Source organism: Streptomyces sp. NPDC023838, assembly GCF_040639555.1.
GTDB lineage: Bacteria > Actinomycetota > Actinomycetes > Streptomycetales > Streptomycetaceae > Streptomyces.
Genome location: NZ_JBFAAD010000027.1, coordinates 55355 through 76774, shown reverse-complemented (window position 1 = coordinate 76774; position 21420 = coordinate 55355). Strand labels below are relative to the sequence as shown.

The window sequence follows — 21420 nt, the reverse complement described above, 5'->3', positions numbered from 1 at the left end:
GGGCGACACAGGCGCCCAAGGCACCCAGGGGTTCCAGGGCACCCAAGGCACCACAGGCGCCCAGGGCACACAAGGATTCCAGGGCACCCAAGGCACCCAAGGCACCACAGGCGCCCAGGGCACACAAGGATTCCAGGGCACCCAAGGCACGCAGGGCGACACAGGCGCCCAAGGCACCCAGGGGTTCCAGGGCACCCAAGGCACCACAGGCGCCCAGGGCACACAAGGATTCCAGGGCACCCAAGGCAACCAAGGCACCACAGGCGCCCAAGGCACCCAAGGATTCCAGGGCAACCAAGGCACCACAGGCGCCCAAGGCACCCAAGGGTTCCAGGGCACGCAAGGCAACCAAGGCACCACAGGCGCCCAAGGCACCCAAGGATTCCAGGGCAACCAAGGCACGCAGGGCGACACAGGCGCCCAAGGCACCCAAGGGTTCCAGGGCAACCAAGGCACCTCAGGCGCCCAAGGCACGCAAGGATTCCAGGGCACCCAAGGCAACCAAGGCACCACAGGCGCCCAAGGCACCCAAGGATTCCAAGGCAACCAAGGCAACCAAGGCACCACAGGCGCCCAAGGCACACAAGGATTCCAGGGCACCCAAGGCAACCAAGGCACCACAGGCGCCCAAGGCACGCAAGGATTCCAGGGCACCCAAGGCACCACAGGCGCCCAAGGCACCCAAGGGTTCCAAGGCACACAAGGATTCCAAGGCACCCAAGGGTTCCAGGGCAACCAGGGGTTCCAGGGCGCGAGCCCCGGGGCGCAGAGCCACGTCGTCACCAGCACCGCCACAGGACAAGCCACTGTCTTGTGCCCCGCCGGTACATTCGCCGTCGGCGGCGGCTACCAGAGCACGTCGGTAGTCGGCCTCCAGATGCTCAACAGTCGTCCTATCGGGGGTTCCCCGGCTACTGGCTGGCAGGCCGTCTCCAACGGCGTGGGCTCAGTCACCGTCTACGCGGTATGCGCGCCGTGAACCCCCGCGCCGTGACACCCCATGCTCGGCCGGCCGGCGCTCACGGCCGCACCAAGCGACGGACCCCGGGAGCATCGTCCGCACAGCCAACGGTGCTTGCCCCTGCCGTCCGGCTCAGTCGCGTTACCAGATCAGCGAGGTAGACCCCAGTGAAAACGCGGAACGTAGTGTGGACCGGACTCGCCGCAACAGTCGTGGTCACCAGTGTGTTCACCGGTTGGGTCCAACTGCTCACAGCGGACCCCAAGATCACGCCTTCGACCGGGTCCAGGACCGCAGCACCTGCGGCCCAGCTCGTCTCTGAGGCGGAGGGACTGCTCCAAGCAGGTATCAAGCAGGGCGAGAAGAAGGACTTTTCCGGGGCGAAGCGTAGCTTCCGACAGGTGCTGCACCTGAACCCCGCCAACAAATTCGCCTGGTACAACCTCGGCGTCATCGCCCAGCACGACAACAGGACGGCCGACGCGCGCGCGGCTTACGACAAAGCCCTCAAGATCGATCCGAATTTCGAATCGGCCCTTTACAACAAGGCGATCCTGATCGAGTCGAGCGACATCGATCAGGCGATCGTGCTCCTGCGCCGGATCGTGGGCGCCAACCCCAAGGCCGCCACGGCCTATCTGCACCTCGGACAGGCCCTGGGGAAGGCGGGCCGTGACGGAGAGGCCGAGGACGCCTTCGGCCTCGCCGTCCGCGCCGACCCGTCCCTCCAACAGCTCGTCCCGGAACAGTTCCGGGATTCCGCGAGCGCAGCACCGACAGCCACGGCAGGAACCAAGAGATGACTTCTTCCCCGACCCCGAAGTTCTCTGTCTTCACCCCCAGCCACCGACCGCGTTTCCTGGACGAATGCCTAACGACCCTGCAAGCGCAGACCCGCTCCGACTGGGAGTGGATCGTCCTTCTCAACAACGGTGCGCGATGGCGGCCGGAACACCCCGACGACCGTGTCCGGCTAGAGGTCGCGGACGGCGTCCGGGGGGTCGGAGCTGCCAAGCGCCGCGCCTGCGAATTGGCACGCGGAGAGATCCTCGTCGAGCTCGACCACGACGACCTGCTGGCAACGGACTGCCTGGCGGAACTGGCGAAGGCATTCGACGAGAATCCCGACATCGTCCTCGCCTACAGCCATACCGCTCAGATCACCGAGGACGGAACCCGGGACGACACGCGCTTCAACAAGGCGCACGGCTGGCAGTACGAGGAGGTGGACGTCGACGGTCGCCGGCTCTTGCAGGCCATCGCCATGGCACCGACGCCGCACAACGTGTCGTACATCTGGTACGCCCCCAACCACGTGCGGGCGTTCCGCAAGAACATCTATGAGCAGGTCGGCGGGTACGACGCCACGCGCACGGTGCTGGACGACCAGGACTTGATGTGCCGTCTCTTCCAGGCCGGCGACTTCCACCGGATCCCTCGCTGCCTGTACCTCCAGCGGATGCATCCCGACAACACCCAGCGCGACACCGAGGTCAACGCACACATTCAGCGCGAGACCGTAGCCCTGTACGACAAATACATCGAGGCCTGCACGCTCGCCTGGACCAAACGGCGCGGGCTGCTTGCGCTGGACCTCGGCGCTGCGCACCGCAAGCCGCTCGGCTACCTGGGAGTGGACCAATACCCAAGGGACGGCGTCGACATCGTCGCGACGCTGCCCGGGCCCCTGGACCTCCCTGACAACTCGGTCGGCCTGCTCCGGGCGGTGGACTTCCTGGAGCACGTGCCTGCGAAGATTCCCCTGATCAACGAGCTGTACCGGCTGCTGGCACCGGGAGGCATGCTCCTCAGCCAGACTCCCAGCTCCGACGGCCGGGGCGCGTACCAGGACCCGACGCATGTCGCCTACTACAATGAGAACTCGTTCTGGTACTACACCGACAACCAATACCGCGCCTTCGTACCGGAGATCCAGGCCAGGTTCCAGAGTTCACGGCTGGTCACCTACTACCCGACTGACTGGCACTCCAGAAACCACATCTCCTACGTGCAGGCCAACTTGATCGCGGTGAAGGACGGCGCCGAACGGTGCGGTGGCCCCCTGCTGGTGTGATGCCCTGAGCGAGGGGCACCGTGGACAAGCGACCTTGCGATCCGCCCATACCTGCAAGTAATTCAACCTGGGGCTGAACTGTGTCCCGCTGCCCCACCTTCAGACCTCACCGCCACCGGCCTGACCCACCGACCCGTCACCGGCAGCGCGCCGCCAAGCCCGCCCTGCCGCGAGGGCACCGCGCCCCCGAACCCGATGATCTCCCCCACCACTCACACCCCACCCCCACCTGATTTCCCCGCGGGTCAGTGAGAGGAGGAGAGAAGAGGGTTGTGACGACGCGACGCGGCGCAACCTCGGAAACCCGTGGTGACAAGGGGAAATGCACGGTTCGCGGGTACCGGGCACGGAAGTGGCTTCGGCAGGGCGACCGCAAGCGCCGGCGGCAGGAGCCCGCCACGGCCCGACCACGACTCCCAGCCGGAGACGGGCCGTACCGGCCCGGTGACGAGAGCGCGGCACGCAGGGATCCTGCGTGTCCGCAGGCGCCGTCGATGAGAAGAGGCAGCGGGTGCATGCATGCACGGTGTCCTCGCTCCTCCGGCCAAAGGCCGGGGCGGCGGATATGCATCCGCCCCGCGTGCATCGAGGGCATGCGAGACAGACGTCGCCCTGCGAGACCACCCCTTGGCCAGACGGCTCGGCCGCGGCCGACACCACACCACACCACACCACCCGACAGCAGACCAGCAAACGGAGCGAGAGCGTGAGGGCGAGGCCCCAGGCCGCCAAACGCCCTCACGGCCGGAACCAACCCGGCTTCGCGGACCTACTACGACAAGAAGACCGCCCAGGGCAAGCACCACACCCAGGCCTGCTCTGCCTCGCCCGACGCCGGGCCGACGCCCTCTTCGCCATGCTTCGCGACGGAACCTTCTACGAACCGACCCGTCAGATCAGGCTGAACCGCCGAGAGCCTGCCTTGCTTCAGCCCACAGCCGCTTGAACTCCTCCGCGGAGATCTGGGCCGCCCTCGGATCGTCCTGCCAGCCATCCCTGGGGCCTTCGGCGAGAACCCCCGTACTGCCGTTCATAGCGGCCCATCGCTGCGATATCAGCATGATCACGCAAGTGCAGTACCTCCTCCAAAGAGGCCGCTGTCACCGGACGCGAGTCCTGCCCCCGGACCTCAACCTGACGCGCGGCCCAGCCCTCGTCGTCGGCCTCGAAGTACTGCCAAAGATCGTCGTCCTCGTAGTAGGTGCGAAACCAGGTCGTCATGCCGCCACCCTTACCCACGACCTTGACCAAAGAGATAGGGGCACCCCCCCGAGCGCCTCAGGGGAGGCAGGGACTCCAGTTGCACCAGCGCGGTTTAGCGGGTGTTGTGAAAGTGCCGGTCACAGCGTCTCGTTGAGGACTGTGACCAGCACGGTTGCTTCTGTGGCGGCAAGCGGCTCGTCAGTGCACCAGCAGGTCTATCACCCCCGTCAGGTCCTCCTCGCCGCTGCCCTCGGCCAGGCGGCGGCGCATCAGCTCGAAGTACGGGCTGAGCAGTTCCGGGCTGACGCCCTGCTGCTCGGCGGTGCTCAGGAAGGTCGGCGTGCCAGCCACCTGCATGGCGAGGTTGGAGACGACGCCCTTGGTGTAGTCGCCGCTCCGCAACTGGTCGGCGGTCTGGTGAACCGCCGGGGCCATCGCGACGAGCCAGTCGGCGAGCAGCGGGGCGAGCGACGCGGGGTCGATATCCTCCTTGCGGATCAGGGCGAAGGCATGCGCGGCGCCGGCGAACATCCCGTACATGGCGCTGAGCAGAGCCACGTCGTGCAGGGCCGCGAAGCCCGCGTCCTCGCCGACGTAGGTGGTGCCGGCCGGGACGCCCAGGGTCTGCTGGTGCCGCTCGAACAGCTCACGCGAGCCGCTGTAGAAGACGTATCCGCCGGCTTCCGGGACGCCGATCATCGGAGGAACAGCCATGATCCCGCCGTCCAGATAACGGGCGCCACGCTCGCGGGCCCACTCGGCGCGGGCGCGGGCCTGCGCGGGGGTGCTCGTGGTCAGGTTGACCAGCTCTCTGTCGGCCAGGTCGGTGCCGGCCAGCACCTCATCGACCGAGGTGTCGTCCAACAGGCAAAGGACGATCAGGGTGTTCGCTGCGACCGCCTCAGTGGCGGTGTCCGCGACCCTTGCACCCTCGGCGGCGAGTGCCGCGGCGCGGGCCGGGGTGCGGTTCCAGACGGTGAGTGGGTGGCCGGCGGCAAGCCAGGTGCGGGCCAGCGCTGTGCCCATCGCGCCGAGGCCCAGCATCGTGACGGGAGTCTTCTCAACAGTGTTCTGTGCCATGCCGATTAGGCTGGTCACAAGTCCGGAGGTGATCAAGTACGCACTTGGTAGTGGGTGGTTACCCCGGGGTGAGCGAGCACGTCAGAAGGGTGGGGCATGACGACGCTGAACCGGCCGGGCACACCAGACGGACACGTCTGCGGGATCGACACCGCGATGGAGGTGATCGGCGGCAAGTGGAAGGTGCTGATCCTCTGGGCGCTCCACGAGCACCCCTGCCGTCGCTTCGGCGAGCTGCGCCGACTGCTTCCAGGGATCACGGAGAAGGTGCTGGCCTCTCACCTACGTGAGCTGGAAGCGGACGGCGTCGTGCACCGCGTCTCCTACGACGAGGTGCCGCCCCGCGTCGAGTACTCGCTGACCGAGGACGGCATGCGCCTCAACGACGCACTCCAGCCGCTGGCCGCCTGGGGCCGCGAGCGGCCGACCACTCGAGGGCCGGAGGAGAAGGCGAGCTAGGGTCTGTTGTGAACGTGCTGGTCACAGCCACTCGTTGATGGCCGCGACAAGGTTCTGTCTGACGGGTTATGTGCGGAGCCAGAGGCGGATGGCTGCGATGGTCACGGTGCCGTGGAAGACGTACGCTCTCTTGTCGAAGCGCGTGGCGACGGCCCGGTAGATCTTCAACCGGTTGATCAGCCTCTCCACTTCGTTCCTGCGGGCATGGCGCGCCGGGTCGAACCCGGCGGGCCTGCCGCCGTTGCTGCCACGGCTGACCAGCTCAACAACACGACGTCATACGAGCACGCCGCTGCCCTGACCGACCATGTCCTGGAACCGACTGACGGCCTGCTGGAGCGGCTCGCCGAGTTCTTCGAAGCGGCGGCGGAGAAGGCCAAGGAATCCGACCACGACGACGGGTTCGACCTCCACTACGACCTGGAGGACGCCGCGTCCACCTTGCGTGGGCTCGGAGAGGTCCTGCAAGCAACCGTCGACCGCATGGCTTTATCGGGCGGTAGTGACGTCGCTTGTCGATGAGTTTGGGAGGCGCCCCGTTCCACGGACGGGCGGTGTTGATGAGTTTGGGCTCTGGTCCAACTTCTGTGGAGCGGTGACGCTCAGTGTTGGTGAAGGTCGCCGTGCATGGTGCATGTGACCACGGTCTGACGTTGGTTTCGGTGGGACGGTCGATAATGCCGGTCATGGCAGATCGCAGTCCGGCCCTCCGGATCATTACCTCGGCGGCGCGGGCGTCGCTGACGCCGCTCGGCTTGGCCCAGCGCGGGCGGTCACGGGTGTGGATTGATGATCACGGGTGGTGGCTCGGGGTTGTGGAGTTCACCCCACCGCGTACTGCTGGCAGCGGTCTGCACATCGGTGCAATGATGAAGGGCTACCGAGTCCGCTACACGCTGGCCACCAAGCTCGTGAACGAGCTGGTCGAGGCTGCCGACGAGAACCAGCTGAACAAGACCATCGCCCGCTACGGCCGCGTCGACCTCCTCTGCATCGACGAACTCGGCTACATGGAACTGGACCGGCACGGCGCCGAGCTGCTGGACCAAGACCTTCACCGATCCCCGCCTCTGCGCGGCCATCGTCGACCGCCTCACCTTCAACGGCACCATCGTCGAGACCGGCACCGACTCCTACCGCCTCGCCAGCACCCGAGCACGAGCCGAAGAGCCTGCCAAGGCCGGCTGATCCACTGGAAGCCGACTCGCCCGACGATGTATCTGGCCGGGGATAGGGTCGGCGGATGCGCCAGTTCACGGATAGTGAAGCCTTGTCAGGGATCGTGCGTGAGGCACTCGGAGCGGAGGCCCGCGTTGTCGGAGTGGACCGGTTGCGTGGCGGGAGCAAGAAGGGGGTCTACCGGGTTCACACGAGCGGATCACATGCAGCGAGTGTGATCGTCTACAGCTGGGCCGAGACCGAGAACTTCTGGCCGGCTGCGGAAGCCATCGACCCGGCCCACCCGTTTGCTCCCGCCTCCGGGCTGGCCCCCTTCCTAGCGGCCCAGCGGAGACTGGACGGCCTTGGAGTCCGGGTTCCAGGGGTGCTTCTCGCTGACGTCAGCCGACGCCGCTACCCGGCGGACGTGGCAGTTGTCGAGGACGTTGCCGGCGGCATTCTGGAAGCGCTCCTGAAATCGGATCCCGCACGCGCATCACATGCCTTGAGCGAGCTGGCCGCAATGCTCGACGTGATGCACCAGCAGCACAGTCAGCACCACGGCAGGGTGGACGTGCTCGAACGGGGCGACAAAGCGAGTGGCGATTCTTGCGAGCAACTGGTGCTCGAACGTGCCATCGAGGACCTCACAGAAGCGGCCGAACGCGACCCCAGTATCGGATCAGCCGCAGCTTCTTTGCAGGATCGCTTGCAGGAGCTGGCCGCACGAGTGACTCCGCGTACGCAGCACGGACTGATCCACGGCGAACTCGGGCCCGACCACGTCCTGGTCGACGCCTCCGGGCACCCCGTCCTCATCGACATCGAGGGCCTGATGTTCTTCGACGTCGAGTGGGAACACGTGTTCCTGCAGCTTCGTTTCGGTGACCAGTACCCAGCCTTGTCCCGCCCCGGACTCGATCCAGCACGGCTCGACCTCTACATGCTCGCGATGCGTCTCTCACTGGTGGCCGGCCCCCTTCGTCTGCTCGACGGCGACTTCCCGCACCGCACGGCGATGCAGGAAATCGCTGCGCACAACGCGAAGGAAGCGCTGGCTCTGTTGGTCCAGTAACACGGCGTCCGCCACACACATATCGCTCCTGCCGCTACCTGCCTCAACGGCCAGCCGCCCTGACGGGCGGCTGGCCGTCCCGCGTTCCCTTCACTCACTCGGCAGTGCCGTCATTTCTCTTCGACACTCGCGAGCCGGCTGATCGACAACTGACTCCAGAACCGGTCGACAATCGCTGTTCTTGGAGATGAACGACCGAGCAGAACACCGCTCAGCATCAATGCCGCCCACCGTGCCTGCCCGCGCGTCGATGATCTCATCCTCCGTATCGGCGAGTTGGGCAGCGGTTCCCGCAACCGTGCCCGGACCGGTTAATCTGGGAAGGCTGGATGGACGCCTCGGTCAAACCGGCCGGGGCGAGGAGCGATGCGACCCTCGTCTTCCGACTGGACTTCTACGTCGGCGAGCGCCACACCTTCGGGGTGGGATTCTCCGACAACGTCGTCTTCCGCAAGCAGCACTACGTGCAATACGTGCCGGCCCCCGCCGGACCGTCGCTCTACCGCCACACCGGCGAGAGGTATCTGAACCCGGATGTCACCCCCGAGCAGTTCGCCGCCGCCGCGGCCGACCAGAGCTCGGGGGTGCAGAAGATGACCCCCGACGACGAGGCGCAGCCGACCAAGTGGATGTTCAGCGTCGGGGACCCCGGATTCGAGGCCGATCTCACGATCTCCCTGACCCTTGACCCTTGACCCTTGCCCCTTGACCCTTGCCCCCTGCCCCCTGACCCCGCCAGCTGACCCCTGGCAGCTGACCGGCTCGGCATCACTCGTATGCCCCGGCTCCACGCGACAGCGCCTCCGGTGTCCGCGAGTGTTTCAGACATGCGCGAGACCCAGCAGTACGAGCGGTACATCGGCGGCAGTCCGGAGGCCGAGCGCCTGATCTTCGAGCGGCTCGCAACCGACCTGCTGCGCGTGCAGCTGAAGGCGAAGAAGCGCAGCGGCTCCGCCGCCCTCCATCGGACGTTCCACGCCAAGGCGGTCCTCGGCGTGGAGAACGCCCGGCTGAGGTTCCACGACGACCTGCCCGCCGAACTGAGCTCGGGTTTCGCCAGGCCCGGAGCCGAGTATCCGGTCACGGTCCGACTGTCCAACGCCGGCGGTGTCCGCCAGCCCGACCACGCACCCGACCTGCGGGGGGCGGCGCTGCGCGTCGAAGTCGGTCCCGACGAGATCCACGATCTGCTGATGACGAGTTTCCCGGTCTCGCATGCCCGCAACGCGCGCGAGTTCGTCCTCTTCGCGAAGGCCATGGCAGGCGCGGACACCCGGCTCCGCAAGGCGTTCGCGTTCTTCGTGAAGCTGCCCCTGTCCGTCGGCTGGTCCACGGCGACGCGTATGCGACGCAACGTTTCGGCCGGGGCCCGGCGTCCGGTGCGGAGCCTTGCACTGGAGACGTACTGGAGCCGTGGCGCGATCCTGTGGGGCGAGGCGGGACCAGTGCGCTATCAGCTGCGCCCCGCCTCCGGCGCCCCCGAGGCCCCAGATCCGTCCCGCACCGACCCCGACTACCTGCGGCGTGAACTCGCGCGCAGGCTGCATCGGGCGGACGTCGTCTTCGACGTGTGTGTACAGCGCTACGTGGACAGCAGGCGCACGCCCATCGAGGACGGCGCCGTCGAGTGGCGGGAAGAGGATGCGCCCGCCGTGCCGGTGGCCACTTTGACGATCCCGTGCCAGGAGCTGGACACCGCCGCGGCACGGGCCGTCGGCTCACGCATCGACCAGCTGGCGTTCAACCCGTGGAACACCACCGGCGCCTTCCGCCCTCTGGGCAACCTCAACCGGGCACGCAAGGCGGCGTACGAGGCGAGCAGCGCCCACCGCCTGGGCCTGCGCTTCGTCACGGTCGAACCGCGGCGCAACACCCTGCTCGGCTACCCGCTGCGAGCCTTCTTCCACGCCGTCAACCGCGTCGTCCCGTGGCACCGGCTGCCCACTGGGGCCGGGCTGCTCAACCTCATGGCGTTCCGGCAGACGCTGCGCCGTCACAACCTCATCGACACCGAAGTTCACGAGGCCCCGCCCGCCGCCCAGCCCGCACCGGTCCCGGTCGACGAGGCCGTGCGGACCCGGCGCAGCTACGACGGCTCCTGGAACGACCTCTCCGCACCGGCGATGGGCGCCGTTGGCGCCACCTTCGGCCGCAACATGCCGCCGGCCCACCGGCCGGACGCGTTCGACACGCCCAACCCGGTCACCGTCAGCGAAAAGCTGCTGCACCGCGACGGGTTCATTCCCGCGACCTCCCTGAACATCCTCGCGGCCGCGTGGATCCAGTTCCAGGTGCACGACTGGGTCGACCACAAGCGCCACCCCGTCGGCGAGAAGTCGGTCGAGGTGCCCCTGCCTCCCGGCATGTCCTGGCACAACACCCCCGGCGGTCCACCGGAGAAGGTGATGCGCTTCGCCGAGAACGAGGCCCTGTACCAGCCCGGCGGCGGACAGCCGCCGACCTTCGCCAGTGCCGTCTCGCACTGGTGGGACGGTTCGGAGATCTACGGCGGCACCGCCTCGGTCGCGAAGTCCCTGCGCGAGCCCGACGGCCGCGCCGAACTGCGGCTGGAGGAGGGGCACCTCCCCCTCGGCAACGGCCTTCCGGTCACCGGCTTCCGCGACAGCTGGTGGCTCGGCCTCAGCGCGATGACGACCCTGTTCGCCCGTGAGCACAACGCCGTCTGCCGGGCGCTGCGCGACGAGTACCCGCACATGGACGAGGACCGCATTTACCACACGGCACGCCTCGTCGTCGCGGCGCTGATCGCCAAGATCCACACGGTCGAGTGGACGCCGGCGATCCTCGCCACCAAGGCGATCGACATCGCCCTGAAGACCAACTGGCAGGGCCCGCCCAAGACCTGGCTCGACCAACTGGGCACCTGGCTGTTCGAGGCGCACGACCTCGGCGGCATTCCCCGTACTCTGCCCGACCACCACGGTGCGCCGTACTCCCTCACGGAGGAGTTCACCACCGTCTACCGGCTGCACCCGCTCATCCCGGACGACTACGAGATCGTCGACCACCGGTTCGGCCACCGCCTCGACACCCTGACGTTCAACGACGTCCAGGGCGCCGCCACGGAGCCGCTCATCCGCAAGACAGGTCTGGCGGACACGCTGTACTCCCTGGGCATCGCCCATCCCGGGGCGATCACCCTGAACAATTTCCCCCGCTCCCTGCGGACGTTCGAGCGCGACGGAGAGGTGATCGACCTGTCGGTCGTCGACCTGGTACGCACCCGGCGCCGTGGCGTCCCGCGCTACAACGACTTCCTGGCAGGTCTGCACAAGCCGCGCATCCGGCGCTTCGAGGACCTCTCTTCCGACCCGGAGACGGTCGCCCGGCTGAGGGACGTGTACCGCTCGGTCGACGAGATCGACACCATGGTGGGGCTCTTCGCCGAGAACCCGCCCACCGGCTTCGGATTCAGCGACACCGCCTTCCGCATCTTCATCCTGATGGCCAGCCGCCGCCTGCAGAGCGACCGCTTCCTCACCGTCGACTTCAGGCCCGAGGTCTACACCCCGCTGGGCATGGACTGGATCGACCGCAGTGGCATGACGAGCGTCATCCAGCGGCACTGCCCCGAGCTGGCGAGCCTCCTGCCGCGCACGGCCAGCGCGTTCGCGCCGTGGCGTGCCGTCCAGCCCGTGCGCAATCACGGCGAGGCGTACCACGACTGACCGGGAGACGGACATGGCGGTACAGCAGCGAGCAACGCACGCCGGGCTCGAAGACCTCTTGGCCCGGCCCCTTTGGGAGAGCGTCTTCCGGCGGCGCACCCACCGGGTCAGCAGGGGCGCGTCCGTCGCGGCCAGGTCGATGAGCTATGACTCCCCCCACCGGCCGCAGCCCCTGGGCGAGCTGGAGGAGGCCGTGCTCATCGCCCTCACCGGCTGCTCCGGCCTCAGCATGCCCGACCGGCCCTTCGAGGACCCGCGCGACCACAAGCCCATCATGGCCAAGCCGAACCTGAACATGGTGGGGCGTACGGCGGGCAGCCCCGACAACGCCCAGGGCACCCACTTCTTCATGATCAACGACAGCGGGACGTACTACCTGAGGAAGCTGCCCCCGTCGCCCGGGGCGGGATTCGACCCCGACACACTGCTCGAACGGGCCGGCCGGGCGAAGGTGAAGGTGCTGGACCGCCGCCTGGACGTGGCCGAGGGCATGCGCGACTTCCCCGCCTACCTCGACTCCAACCGCTTCCTGTCCAACCTCGCGGGCACCACGGTCTTCCTGCCGGTCGTCGACCTCTCCCACCAGTACATCAACGCGTTGATGTACCTGCTGACCCAGCCCGACGGAGCCCGGCCCACCTTCGTCGACGACCGCAACTTCTACCGCCCGGCCGGGGTGCGCAAGTGGGTGCGCAACGGCTTCCTCAACCCCGACCTCAAGCTGCCGCTCGGCGCCCTGGGGCCGATGCGCACCCAGGTGGAAGCCGACCTGCTGCTGCAGAACATGATGCTGGTCGCCGACGCCATGGGACTCGGCGCGTGGATCCACGCGTCGATCAACCCCCAGCTCATGCTGGGCGACCCGAAGTTCTCCCGCACCTACGGCCGCATGCTCGGCTTCGACTTCGTCACCCCGCGCTTCAAGCCCGCCGACCTCCTGCGCTGGCAGGTGCCGCTGCCGAAGTACGCGACCCTGCGCGCCCACCCGGTGGGACTGCGGGCCGCCGGCGAACACCTCATCAAAGGCGCGTGCCCACCCAACTACGCCTCGATGGAGGCCGCCGTAGACGCGGTGGTGCAGAGCAAGTTCGGCAAGGGGGGCATCTACGAGGACAAGGATGTCTTCAGCCGCATCTACAAGGACGGGTACGCGCCCCGCTACCTCGAAGAGGCGGGCGAGTACGACCAGCGGGTGATCGACTGCGCACGCGACGTCTGCGTGTACATCCACGCCACCCACGGGCGGTTCCCGGCCCACACCGACGCCATCCACGTGCCCGGCATCTGGTTGCAGACGCACCACGTCGAAACCGAGTACTACGAGCGGTTCTTCCGGAACGGCCTGACCGACGCCCACCGCGCCCACGCCGCCCGCTGGAAGGAGTAGCCGAACCTCCCTGGGGCCTGGAAGCACGCACCGAAGGAGCGCCATGCAGGTGTACGAAGCCATCGTCAGAGGGCTGGAGAGCGCGGGTGTCGACACCGCATTCGGCGGCAACGGCGAGAACATCGCCAGTCTGGCCCTGGCACTGGAGAAGTCGCGGAAGATCCGGCCGATCATGACCCGGCACGAGCAGGCCGCCTCGTTCATGGCGTGCGGCTACGCCATGTACACGGGCCGGCTCGGGGTCTGCTTCGCCACCGTCGGTCCCGGCGCGTTCAACCTCTTCTCCGGCCTCGCCGTCGCCCTGTCCGACTCTTACCCGGTGCTGGCCATCACGGGTTTCGTCTCCCTCGACTGGCGCGGCCACGGCGCGGTGAACGACACGTCGGGGCGGGGCCGCACCCCCGACTCGCAGGCGATGTTCGCCGCGACGACCAAGAAGTCCTTCCTGCTCACGGACATCGCCGACACGTGCGACGTCCTCGAGGAGGCCGTGAACACCGCCCTTGAGGGCCGGCCCGGCCCTGTGCACATCCACGTCCCACAGAACCTCACCCACCGCGGCACGACCGTGGACAACTACCACGACGTCAGGCTGGACGTGACGCCTGTGCGGCCCGACCCGGAGCGGGTCCAGACCATCGCCGGAGTGCTGGCCGACGCCCTGCGGGAGGGGAGCAGGATCGTCCTCCTGGCCGGCTTCGGCACGATCCGCAGTTACGCCGAGGCGGCGGTGCAGCGCTTCGTCGAGCGTTTCCAGATCCCCGTCGTCACCACCCTGGACGGCAAGGGCGTGATCCCCGAGACCCACCCGCTTGCCGCCGGGGTGTTCTCGGAGAGCGGCCACGCGAGTGCCTGGAAGGCGTTCCGTGAGGCCGACGTGGTCCTGGCCATCGGCAACTCGCTCAACCAGCACGCGACGTTCGGCCTGCGCGAGGACCTGTTCGACGGCAAGACGCTCATCCAGGTCAACATCGACGCCGGCGAGATGGGCAAGCACTACCGGCCCGCTCACGCCCTCGTCTCCGACGCGCGTCTTGCGGTCGAGGCGCTCGGCGCGGCACTGGAGCGGAAGTCCGCTCCGGCCGGCCCCGTGCAGGTGCTCGGCCGGGACCACGAGACCCGGCACCTCCCCCACCTTCCCGGGGCGATCCATCCGGGGCGGCTGGCGCAGGCGATCGGCCGCATGCTGCCGGAGGATGCCGTGCTCCTCGCCGACGCGGGTGCCCACCTCGCCTGGCTCGGCTACTACGTCGACCTGGAGCAGGGCCAGAACTTCCGCAAGACGGGCACCTTCGGACCGATGTCCGCGCACGTGAACGGCGCGATCGGGGTGAAGCTCGCCCAGCCCCACCGTACGGTCGTCGTCGGGTGCGGTGACGGCTGCTACTCGATGGCCGGATTCGAGCTCATGACCGCCGTGGAGAACGACGTCCCGGTGATCTGGGTCATCTTCAACGACGACGAGTACAAGCTGGTCAAGCTCTATCAGCTCGCGACCTACGGCGAATCGGGGCTGGTGGAATTCCAGAACCCCGACTTCGCGATGTACGCGAAGGCCTGCGGTGCCGACGGCTACCACGTGGAGACGCTCGACGAGTTCGAGGCCGCGTTCCGGTCCGCCCTCACCTCGAACAGACCGACCGTGATCGACGTCAAGATCACCCGATGGGCGCTGCCCCACTACAGCACATCACCGGAAGGCGTCGTCCCCGGCATGTGGGAGGCGCTCGAGGACCGGCTCCGCCAGGGCGGACGGGCCGCGCGATGAGGGAGGAACCGATGCGAGTCTACGAGGCCATCGTCAAGGGGCTGGAAGGCGTCGGCGTGCGGGCCGCGTTCGGCGGCGCGGGGGAGAACGCCGCCGGTCTGATGCTGGCGCTGAAACATTCCCGGCAGATCCGGCCGATCATCGCGCGGCACGAGCAGGCAGCATCCTTCATGGCCTGCGGCTACGCCATGTACACCAACCGGCTGGGCTTCTGCTTCGCGACCGCCGGGCCCGGCGCGTTCAACCTGTTCTCCGGGCTGGCGGTGGCGATGTCCGACTCCTACCCGGTCCTCGCCGTCTCCGGGTACGCGTCACGGGAGTGGCAGGGATGGGGGTCGCTCAACGAAACGTCGGGCCTGAACCGCACGCCCGACTCCCGGGCGATGTTCGCGGCCACCACCAAGAAGTCCTTCCTGCTCACTGACGCCGACGACACCTGCGACGTCCTCGAAGAAGCGGTCAACGTCGCCTTCGCGGGCCGGCCCGGGCCCGTGCACATCCACGTCCCCGAGGACCTCACCCACCATGGGGTCGAGGTCACGAACTTCCGGCCGATCCGGCTCGACGTCGCCCCGGTCCTGCCCGACCCGGCGCGCGTGGACGAGATCGCGTCGGTGCTGGCCGACGCCCTGGCCCAGCGGAAGCGGATCGTGGCCCTTGCCGGCTTCGGCGCGATCCGCAGCGGGGCGGGACCGCAGGTCAAGCGACTGATCGAGCAGTTCCAGATCCCCTTGCTCACCACGCTGGACGGCAAGGGCATCGTGTCCGAGGGACATCCGCTCGCCGTGGGCGTCTTCGCGGACAGCGGCCACTCCAGCGCCTGGAAGGCCTTCCGCGAGGCCGACATCGTGCTGTGCATCGGGAACTCCCTCAACCAGCACGCGACGTTCAACTACCGCGAGGACCTGTTCAAGGACAAGCTCCTCATCCACGTGAACATCTCCGAGACGGAGTTCCACAAGGCGTACCCACCCCACCACGCGTTGCTGGGCGACGCCGGCCCGGCGGTGGAGGCCCTCGTCGACGCGCTGGAGAAGAAGGTGCCCGGCGATGTGCCGGCGGCCGACGTCAAGGGCCGGGACTACGAAGCCCGGCACATCACCCACCTCACCGGGAGGATCCACCCCGGTCAGCTCGCGCAGTCGATCGGCCGGATGCTGCCGCCGCACGCCGTCCTCCTCGCGGACGCCGGCGCCCATCTGGCCTGGCTCGGCTACTACGTCGAGCTTGAGGAAGGACAGAACTTCCGCAAGGCGGGCTCCTTCGGGCCGATGGCCGGGCACGTCAACGGCGCCATCGGCCTGAAGGTCGCGCACCCGGAACGCACCGTCGTCGTCGGCTGCGGCGACGGCTGCTACTCCCTGGCCGGGTTCGAGCTGATGACCGCCGTCGAGAACGACATCCCCGTCATCTGGGTCATCTTCGACGACGAGGAGTTCAAGCTGATCAAACTCTTCCAGCTCGCCACCTACCGGGAGAGCGCCCTGGTCGAGTTCCAGAACCCGGACTTCGCGGCGTACGCGCGCGCGTGCGGCGCCGACGGCTACCGCGTGGAGACGCTCGACGAGTTCGAGGAGGCCTTCCGCACGGCCCTCGCCTCCGGCCGGCCCACCGTCATCGACGCAAAGATCACCCGCTGGGCCGTCCCCCACTACAGCCCCTCACCCGACGGCGTGATCGACGCCCTCGTGGAAGCCGTCGAAAAACGCCTCCGCGACTGATCGACCCCGCCCCGACACCGTTTCACCCAGGCCCCCAGAGCAAGAAGACGGTCGTTACCGACCGTCAGCCGGCGCCCGTCAGCACCAAGCACAAGGAGTTGGTCACCAGGCTCCTCGCCGGGCGATGCGAGTCATGCGGGCGCATCGACGGGGTGGAAGTCCACCACGTCACCAAGCTCGCCGACCTCGGAAAGCCAGCTCCCGACCGGCTACCGTGGCCAGATCTCATGGCCGCACGACACCGCAAAGCCCTTGTGGCCTAAGGAAGTTGTCACGCGGACATCCACGGACGAAGAGATGCCGAACGGTCCGGTCAGCATGCCGCTGGCCTCAGCAGCGCAGACCAGGACTTCGCGCTGGGCGATGCTCAGCTCGTCCCAGGCGGGAAGGCCGATGACGTCCGCCGTCGGATACACATCGTTGCCCCACTGTTCACGCACCTCATCCGGGGCAGCGAGATAGAAGCGGCAAGATGAATGGGGATTCCAGAGCCAGTTGGCCGGGTCCGCGAGAACGGCATGAAGCTGCCCGCCAGTAACGGCAGGGTCAGAAGCGGCGGGGAAAGGGCCCTCAGCCTCCTGGACGCTGACGAGGCCACGACCGACGAGTCCCAGGACCACTGCGCCGAGTCGCGGGACCAGTTCCCGTTGCTCGGTCTCTGAGTAGCTGCGCGGAGGCGGGGCGTCCTCGGCACCCGCCCAGCGCAGGGCCATACCGGTGGCCTGGATCGTCCCGGCCACCGGATTCTGGGCCATGGCCCGACGTATCTGCGTCTGTTCGGTGATGGTCAGAGAGTCCCAGGAACACACGACACGAATGATCCCACCCCCATTGCCCTGATCCACAACTCTTGACAATCACTCCCGGAACGGACGTCCTCGTCCTCCAGCTCGTGCAGCGCGGCCAGGCACCTCCGGGAGGTCCTGGCCTGGGGCAACCTGCGCGAATGTCTCCATCGGCCTCACCGCAGCGCCACCCGGTAGACCTCGACAGGGCCCAGCCCGTACCGCTCTGTCCACGTGCGCCAGACCAGGGGCTGATTGTCCACGGCATCGATCAACGTGCCATCGACATCAAACAGGACATACCTCATCGCACCAGGCCGACCAAGTTCACTGATCACGCCTCGATCATGCCAGCAGGCCCTGAGCAGGCAGTTTGCGGGACAAGCCTTACGGGTCGGTCCCCGGTGGCGGTCGCCCGCCGGCCCGGCCGGGCGCGCTGGCGGCGGCCACCGCACGCGCGGACGGCCGCCCCTGTGCGGCTGTGCCGTGCGTCACCGGGACACCTCTCTCACCCCTGTCGCACACGTACGAAGATCGCACGTGTGATGGAATGAAGTGATGCGACCCCCCACACGCATGCCGTCCCGTCCCCGCAACCCCTACGACGAACTGGCGGCACTCGCCGACCCCGACCCCGATCTGGACCCCGCGCCCCGACCCCGGATGCTCCCCCTCGACCTCAGCCGTCTGCACGCCGACGAGGACGAGCCATGGTCGCCGCCCGACCACCGGCGGTCCGGGAACGGCCGCCGCGCCAGGCGGAGTCGACGGCGCCGCCGCAGTCCCCTCGCCGCGCTCCCCCGGCTGGCCAAGCTGCTCTTCGCGCTGGTCGTGTGCGTCGGATTCCTGGTGCTCGCGGACCGGTGCGCGGTGATGTACGCGGAGAAGAGGGCCCAGCGGGCGCTCCAGGACGAACTCCACCTCGCGGCCGCTCCCCAGGTGGACATCCACGGCTTCCCCTTCCTCACCCAGGTCCTGGACAAGCGCCTGAAACGGGTGGACGTCACCGTGCCGCACGTGGCCGCCGACCGGGTCTCGCTCACGAAGGTGCAGGCCAGCGCGCGTGACATCAAGCTGACCGGGGACCTGCCCAGCGACATCCGCAGCGCGGTCATCGGCGACCTCGACGGCAGGGTCACCCTGTCCTTCGACGACATGAACCGTGAACTCACCGCCTCCCGGCTCAAGTTCAGCCGGGTGAGCGACGACACGGTGGGCGCGGACGGCAAGCTGAGCATCGCCGGGCAGGAGCTGCGCGTACGGGCACGGGCCCAGGTGCGGCTGGTCGGCACCAGCGGACTGTCCACGGACGTCGACGGCATGAGCCTCGACATGCCGGGCATCGCCACCTACCGCCCGGGCCGCGACCGGGGGCTGACGCTGCACCGGGAGTCCGCCGAACTCATCAGCCGGGACACGGCACGTGTGAAGGCGCTGCTGTCGGTGCCGGCGGTGGTGCGGCGGCTCGGGGTGCCGGAGAAGGACGTAGGGGCGGCGCTGCGGAGCGACGCGAAGCTCCACGAGCTGGTCGGCACGCCCCAGTTCGTCGAGCAGCTGACGCGGGTCAACCTGGTCGATGTGGTCGCCGACCACCCCTGGCTGCTGTCCAGGATCGGCATCGACCCGAAACTGATCACCGGCCTGCTGGCGATGCGCCCGCCGGAGCTCTCCGACCGGCTGTCCTTCTCGTTCACGCTGCCGCGGGAGGCGAGGGAGCTGCGGCTTCGGGATGTCCGCGTGGAGGAGAAGGGTGTCGTGGCGACGGTGTCCGGGGTGGAGGTGGGGGTGGGGCGGTGACGGGGTCGGTGTCCGTCCGTGGACCGTGCCGGGCTGAGCACGGCCCGCGGACGAGGCTCACAGGGGTACGGCCTGCAGACAAGACACCCCAGCCGAACATCTGGAGCCCGGATGTGCCCTTCCCCTCCGGCACCCCCCTGTCTGTCCAGCGTGGAGAGGCGCAGTTCGTGACGGGCAGGTGGCGCTTCTACGGGGAAGCTCTTGGCTTGCCCGTCGTCTACTCCACCGACGACTTCGTCCTGCTCGGCCAGGAGGGCTCGGCCAGGAGGGCTCGGCCGGACTGGGGTTCAACCGCCTGACCGACTACCGGCGCCCCACCTGGCCGGGCCCCACCCAGGAGAAGCAGGCCCCTATCGAACTGGGCGTGGATGACCTGGATGCGGCGCAAGCCTGGCTGCTCGCCCAAGGGGCCGTCGATCCAACGGTCCAGCCGGAGCCCGATCGGTGGCGAGTCCCGCTGGACCCGGCGGGCCATCCGTTCCGCATCACCACCCTGGTCTGAACATCCCGCCGGCCGTCGGCGTGGGTCCAGCTTCGCGCCGACGGCCGGTGAGATCACGGGGGTGTGCGTTCCCCCACCGTGACCGCTCCCCAGCCGGCGGCGGTCCGCCGCTTCAAACGCCTCTCCGCCCTGGCCGGCGCATCGGCGACGGCCGGGAGCGTGGCTGCGCTGTCAGTCCGCTGAAGTATCCTTCCGGCCACCGCACGCCGACTGTGAGGACCTGAGAATTGACCGGCCTGTCTGCTTTCCCGTTGCCCTTCAACGCATCCCGTTCCCTGTCGTTCGCGACCCCTCGGACGCTGCGGGAGCTGCAGATGATGGAGTGCAGCGCGCACATCCGGGCGAAGCCGGGGTGGTTCGAGAAGATGCGCGATGCCGACATCGTCGCCCGGTGGACGCAAGAAGCGGTCGCCCAGGGCCTGACCGAAGCACAAGTGCGGTATGTGCTTGCCGAACTCGCGCATTACGCCGCGTTGCGGGACGAGCGGACGGGCATCGAGGTGTCCGCCGTCGACGGAGTGTGGCAGTCGGACACCTTGATCGACGACAAGCTCCGATCCCGGCTGAGTGAGGCCGTTCAGGTTCTGGAAGCGGTCCCCGAAGCGGAGCGGGACTGGCATCCCGGATCTGACGGTCAGGTTCTGGATCTGGTACATCCCTCGCTGTTCTGCCTGGTGAGAGAGGCGAGCGGCGGGCCCGAGCGGGCTTGGCGGAATCCGACAAACCACTATTCGAAGTACGAGTTCTCGGAGCAGTTCCAGTGGCTGCCCACGGATGTCGACATCAGCGACGACGGTGAGGTCGCCTTCCGTTCGTACGTCAACAACGTCCACCCCGAGGATCACCGCGAACTCGCCTCCGTCCTGCCGGACTTGTTCGCGCGCATGCGCCCGTTGCTGGAGAACGTGCTGAGCGATCTGCGCCATCCACGGCCCCTGCGGATCGAGGCCGATCCTTACGGGTGGTACGACTCGGAGCCGGAGTGTCCGGTCAGATCCTCCTACAGTGATGATGAGGCCTACGCAGAGGCCCGTGAGGCGTGGGAGCAGGCGTACGACGACTGGTGGGAGGATCGCCTCCCGGTCGTCCCGGACGCCCCGGTCTTCACCGCGCCCCCGTTGCCCGACGCGTCCGCCCGTGTCGACCTGCGCGGCCGCCGCCTCCAGGTCATCGTCAAGCTCGCCACCATTCATCTCACCCCGGACAAGCCCGAGTACGCCGGTGGTTCCTGGCACGTCGAGGGGATGCTGAACGAGCGGATCGTCTCGACCGGCATCTACTACTGGGACAGCGAGAACATCACCGAAAGCCGGTTGAGCTTCCGGGCCGCCCTCGACGATCCCAGCTACGAGCAGAACGACGACAACGGTCTGCGTGAGGTCTACGGTCTGGAGGACGAAAACGCACTGAACCAGATACTGGGATCGGCATCGACCCCGCAGGGCCGCTGCCTGGCGTTCCCGAACATCCTGCAACATCGCGTCGGCTCGTTCGGCCTCACGGACGCCACTCGCCCGGGACACCGCAAGATCCTGGCGTTCTTCCTGGTCGACCCGTCGGAGAGCATCGTCTCGACATCCGATGTGCCGCCGCAGCAACCGTGGTCCGACACGACGACCATGACGCTGGAACAGGCGAAGCACTACCGTGAACAGCTCATGCGGGAACGCAAGTTCTTCGTCGACGAGCACAACGAGCAGCTCTACGAACGAGAATTCTCCCTCTGCGAGCACTGAATCCGGTCCGCCAGCCCCCGGTCCG

The 21420-nt window shown here is 67.9% G+C and carries 14 protein-coding genes and 6 pseudogenes; 16 read left to right on the top strand and 4 right to left on the bottom strand.

The genetic code is table 11. The features are described 5' to 3' along the window. The 4 genes and pseudogenes from AB0G17_RS27585 to AB0G17_RS27570 all read left to right on the top strand — a co-directional run. Nucleotides 1-979: pseudogene (locus AB0G17_RS27585) on the top strand (hypothetical protein); the annotation flags it as partial. A 194-nt stretch (nucleotides 980-1173) separates the two neighbouring features. Beyond that, nucleotides 1174-1764, top strand: coding sequence for a tetratricopeptide repeat protein (locus AB0G17_RS27580; protein ID WP_361388347.1), 591 nt, complete (start codon nucleotides 1174-1176; stop codon nucleotides 1762-1764). Continuing rightward, entirely contained in the window at nucleotides 1761-3035 is a 1275-nt protein-coding gene (locus tag AB0G17_RS27575) for a glycosyltransferase (RefSeq protein ID WP_361388344.1), read from the top strand. The genes AB0G17_RS27580 and AB0G17_RS27575 overlap by 4 nt, the downstream gene beginning before the upstream one ends. Nucleotides 3036-3787: 752 nt before the next feature. After that, nucleotides 3788-3981, top strand: a pseudogene (locus tag AB0G17_RS27570) (hypothetical protein); the annotation flags it as partial. A gap of 455 nt (nucleotides 3982-4436) precedes the next feature. Here the strand turns inward: AB0G17_RS27570 and AB0G17_RS27565 are convergent. Continuing rightward, entirely contained in the window at nucleotides 4437-5318 is an 882-nt protein-coding gene (locus AB0G17_RS27565) for an NAD(P)-binding domain-containing protein (protein WP_361388341.1), read from the bottom strand. Between the two features lie 96 nt (nucleotides 5319-5414). Here AB0G17_RS27565 and AB0G17_RS27560 point away from each other — a divergent pair, with 96 nt between their 5' ends. After that, nucleotides 5415-5777, top strand: a complete 363-nt coding sequence (locus AB0G17_RS27560; RefSeq protein ID WP_361388338.1) for a helix-turn-helix domain-containing protein — start codon at nucleotides 5415-5417, stop codon at nucleotides 5775-5777. Between the two features lie 66 nt (nucleotides 5778-5843). On the opposite strand, the pseudogene AB0G17_RS27555 reads toward AB0G17_RS27560, so the two are convergent. Next, nucleotides 5844-6029, bottom strand: a pseudogene (locus tag AB0G17_RS27555) (transposase); the annotation flags it as partial. Nucleotides 6030-6649: 620 nt separating this feature from the next. On the opposite strand from AB0G17_RS27555, the pseudogene AB0G17_RS27550 reads away from it, so the two are divergent. The 8 genes and pseudogenes from AB0G17_RS27550 to AB0G17_RS27515 form a co-directional block, all read left to right on the top strand. Continuing rightward, a pseudogene (locus AB0G17_RS27550) lies at nucleotides 6650-6965 on the top strand (ATP-binding protein); the annotation flags it as partial. Between the two features lie 55 nt (nucleotides 6966-7020). After that, nucleotides 7021-8010: a phosphotransferase gene (locus AB0G17_RS27545; RefSeq protein ID WP_361388335.1), complete on the top strand. Its 990-nt coding sequence runs from the start codon at nucleotides 7021-7023 to the stop codon at nucleotides 8008-8010. 329 nt (nucleotides 8011-8339) lie between these two features. Continuing rightward, a complete protein-coding gene (locus AB0G17_RS27540; protein WP_361388332.1) occupies nucleotides 8340-8705 on the top strand; it encodes a hypothetical protein in 366 nt (121 codons plus the stop codon). 132 nt (nucleotides 8706-8837) lie between these two features. Next, nucleotides 8838-11699: a peroxidase family protein gene (locus AB0G17_RS27535; RefSeq protein WP_361388329.1), complete on the top strand. Its 2862-nt coding sequence runs from the start codon at nucleotides 8838-8840 to the stop codon at nucleotides 11697-11699. A gap of 13 nt (nucleotides 11700-11712) precedes the next feature. Continuing rightward, the gene (locus AB0G17_RS27530) at nucleotides 11713-13086 is read left to right on the top strand and encodes a hypothetical protein (protein ID WP_361388326.1); all 1374 of its coding nucleotides are present in this window, start codon (nucleotides 11713-11715) and stop codon (nucleotides 13084-13086) included. Between the two features lie 43 nt (nucleotides 13087-13129). After that, complete coding sequence (locus AB0G17_RS27525) at nucleotides 13130-14854, top strand: thiamine pyrophosphate-binding protein (protein WP_361388323.1); 1725 nt, start codon at nucleotides 13130-13132, stop codon at nucleotides 14852-14854. A gap of 11 nt (nucleotides 14855-14865) precedes the next feature. Next, the gene (locus tag AB0G17_RS27520) at nucleotides 14866-16575 is read left to right on the top strand and encodes a thiamine pyrophosphate-binding protein (protein ID WP_361388320.1); all 1710 of its coding nucleotides are present in this window, start codon (nucleotides 14866-14868) and stop codon (nucleotides 16573-16575) included. Between the two features lie 98 nt (nucleotides 16576-16673). Continuing rightward, nucleotides 16674-16838, top strand: coding sequence for a hypothetical protein (locus AB0G17_RS27515; protein ID WP_361388317.1), 165 nt, complete (start codon nucleotides 16674-16676; stop codon nucleotides 16836-16838). Here the strand turns inward: AB0G17_RS27515 and AB0G17_RS27510 are convergent. Then, nucleotides 16785-17384 carry a hypothetical protein gene (locus AB0G17_RS27510; protein WP_361388441.1) on the bottom strand — a complete coding sequence of 200 codons (600 nt, stop codon included), beginning with the start codon at nucleotides 17382-17384 and terminating at the stop codon, nucleotides 16785-16787. The two genes, AB0G17_RS27515 and AB0G17_RS27510, sit on opposite strands and share 54 nt — an antisense overlap. 53 nt (nucleotides 17385-17437) lie before the next feature. Then, a pseudogene (locus AB0G17_RS27505) lies at nucleotides 17438-17668 on the bottom strand (phosphatase); the annotation flags it as partial. Nucleotides 17669-17918: 250 nt separating this feature from the next. On the opposite strand from AB0G17_RS27505, the gene AB0G17_RS27500 reads away from it, so the two are divergent. From AB0G17_RS27500 to AB0G17_RS27490, 3 genes and pseudogenes are all read left to right on the top strand, one after another. Beyond that, complete coding sequence (locus AB0G17_RS27500) at nucleotides 17919-19157, top strand: DUF2993 domain-containing protein (protein WP_361388314.1); 1239 nt, start codon at nucleotides 17919-17921, stop codon at nucleotides 19155-19157. 182 nt (nucleotides 19158-19339) lie between these two features. After that, nucleotides 19340-19659: pseudogene (locus AB0G17_RS27495) on the top strand (VOC family protein); the annotation flags it as partial. Between the two features lie 227 nt (nucleotides 19660-19886). Then, the gene (locus tag AB0G17_RS27490; RefSeq protein ID WP_361388311.1) at nucleotides 19887-21395 is read left to right on the top strand and encodes a DUF4246 domain-containing protein; all 1509 of its coding nucleotides are present in this window, start codon (nucleotides 19887-19889) and stop codon (nucleotides 21393-21395) included. Nucleotides 21396-21420: the final 25 nt, after the last annotated feature.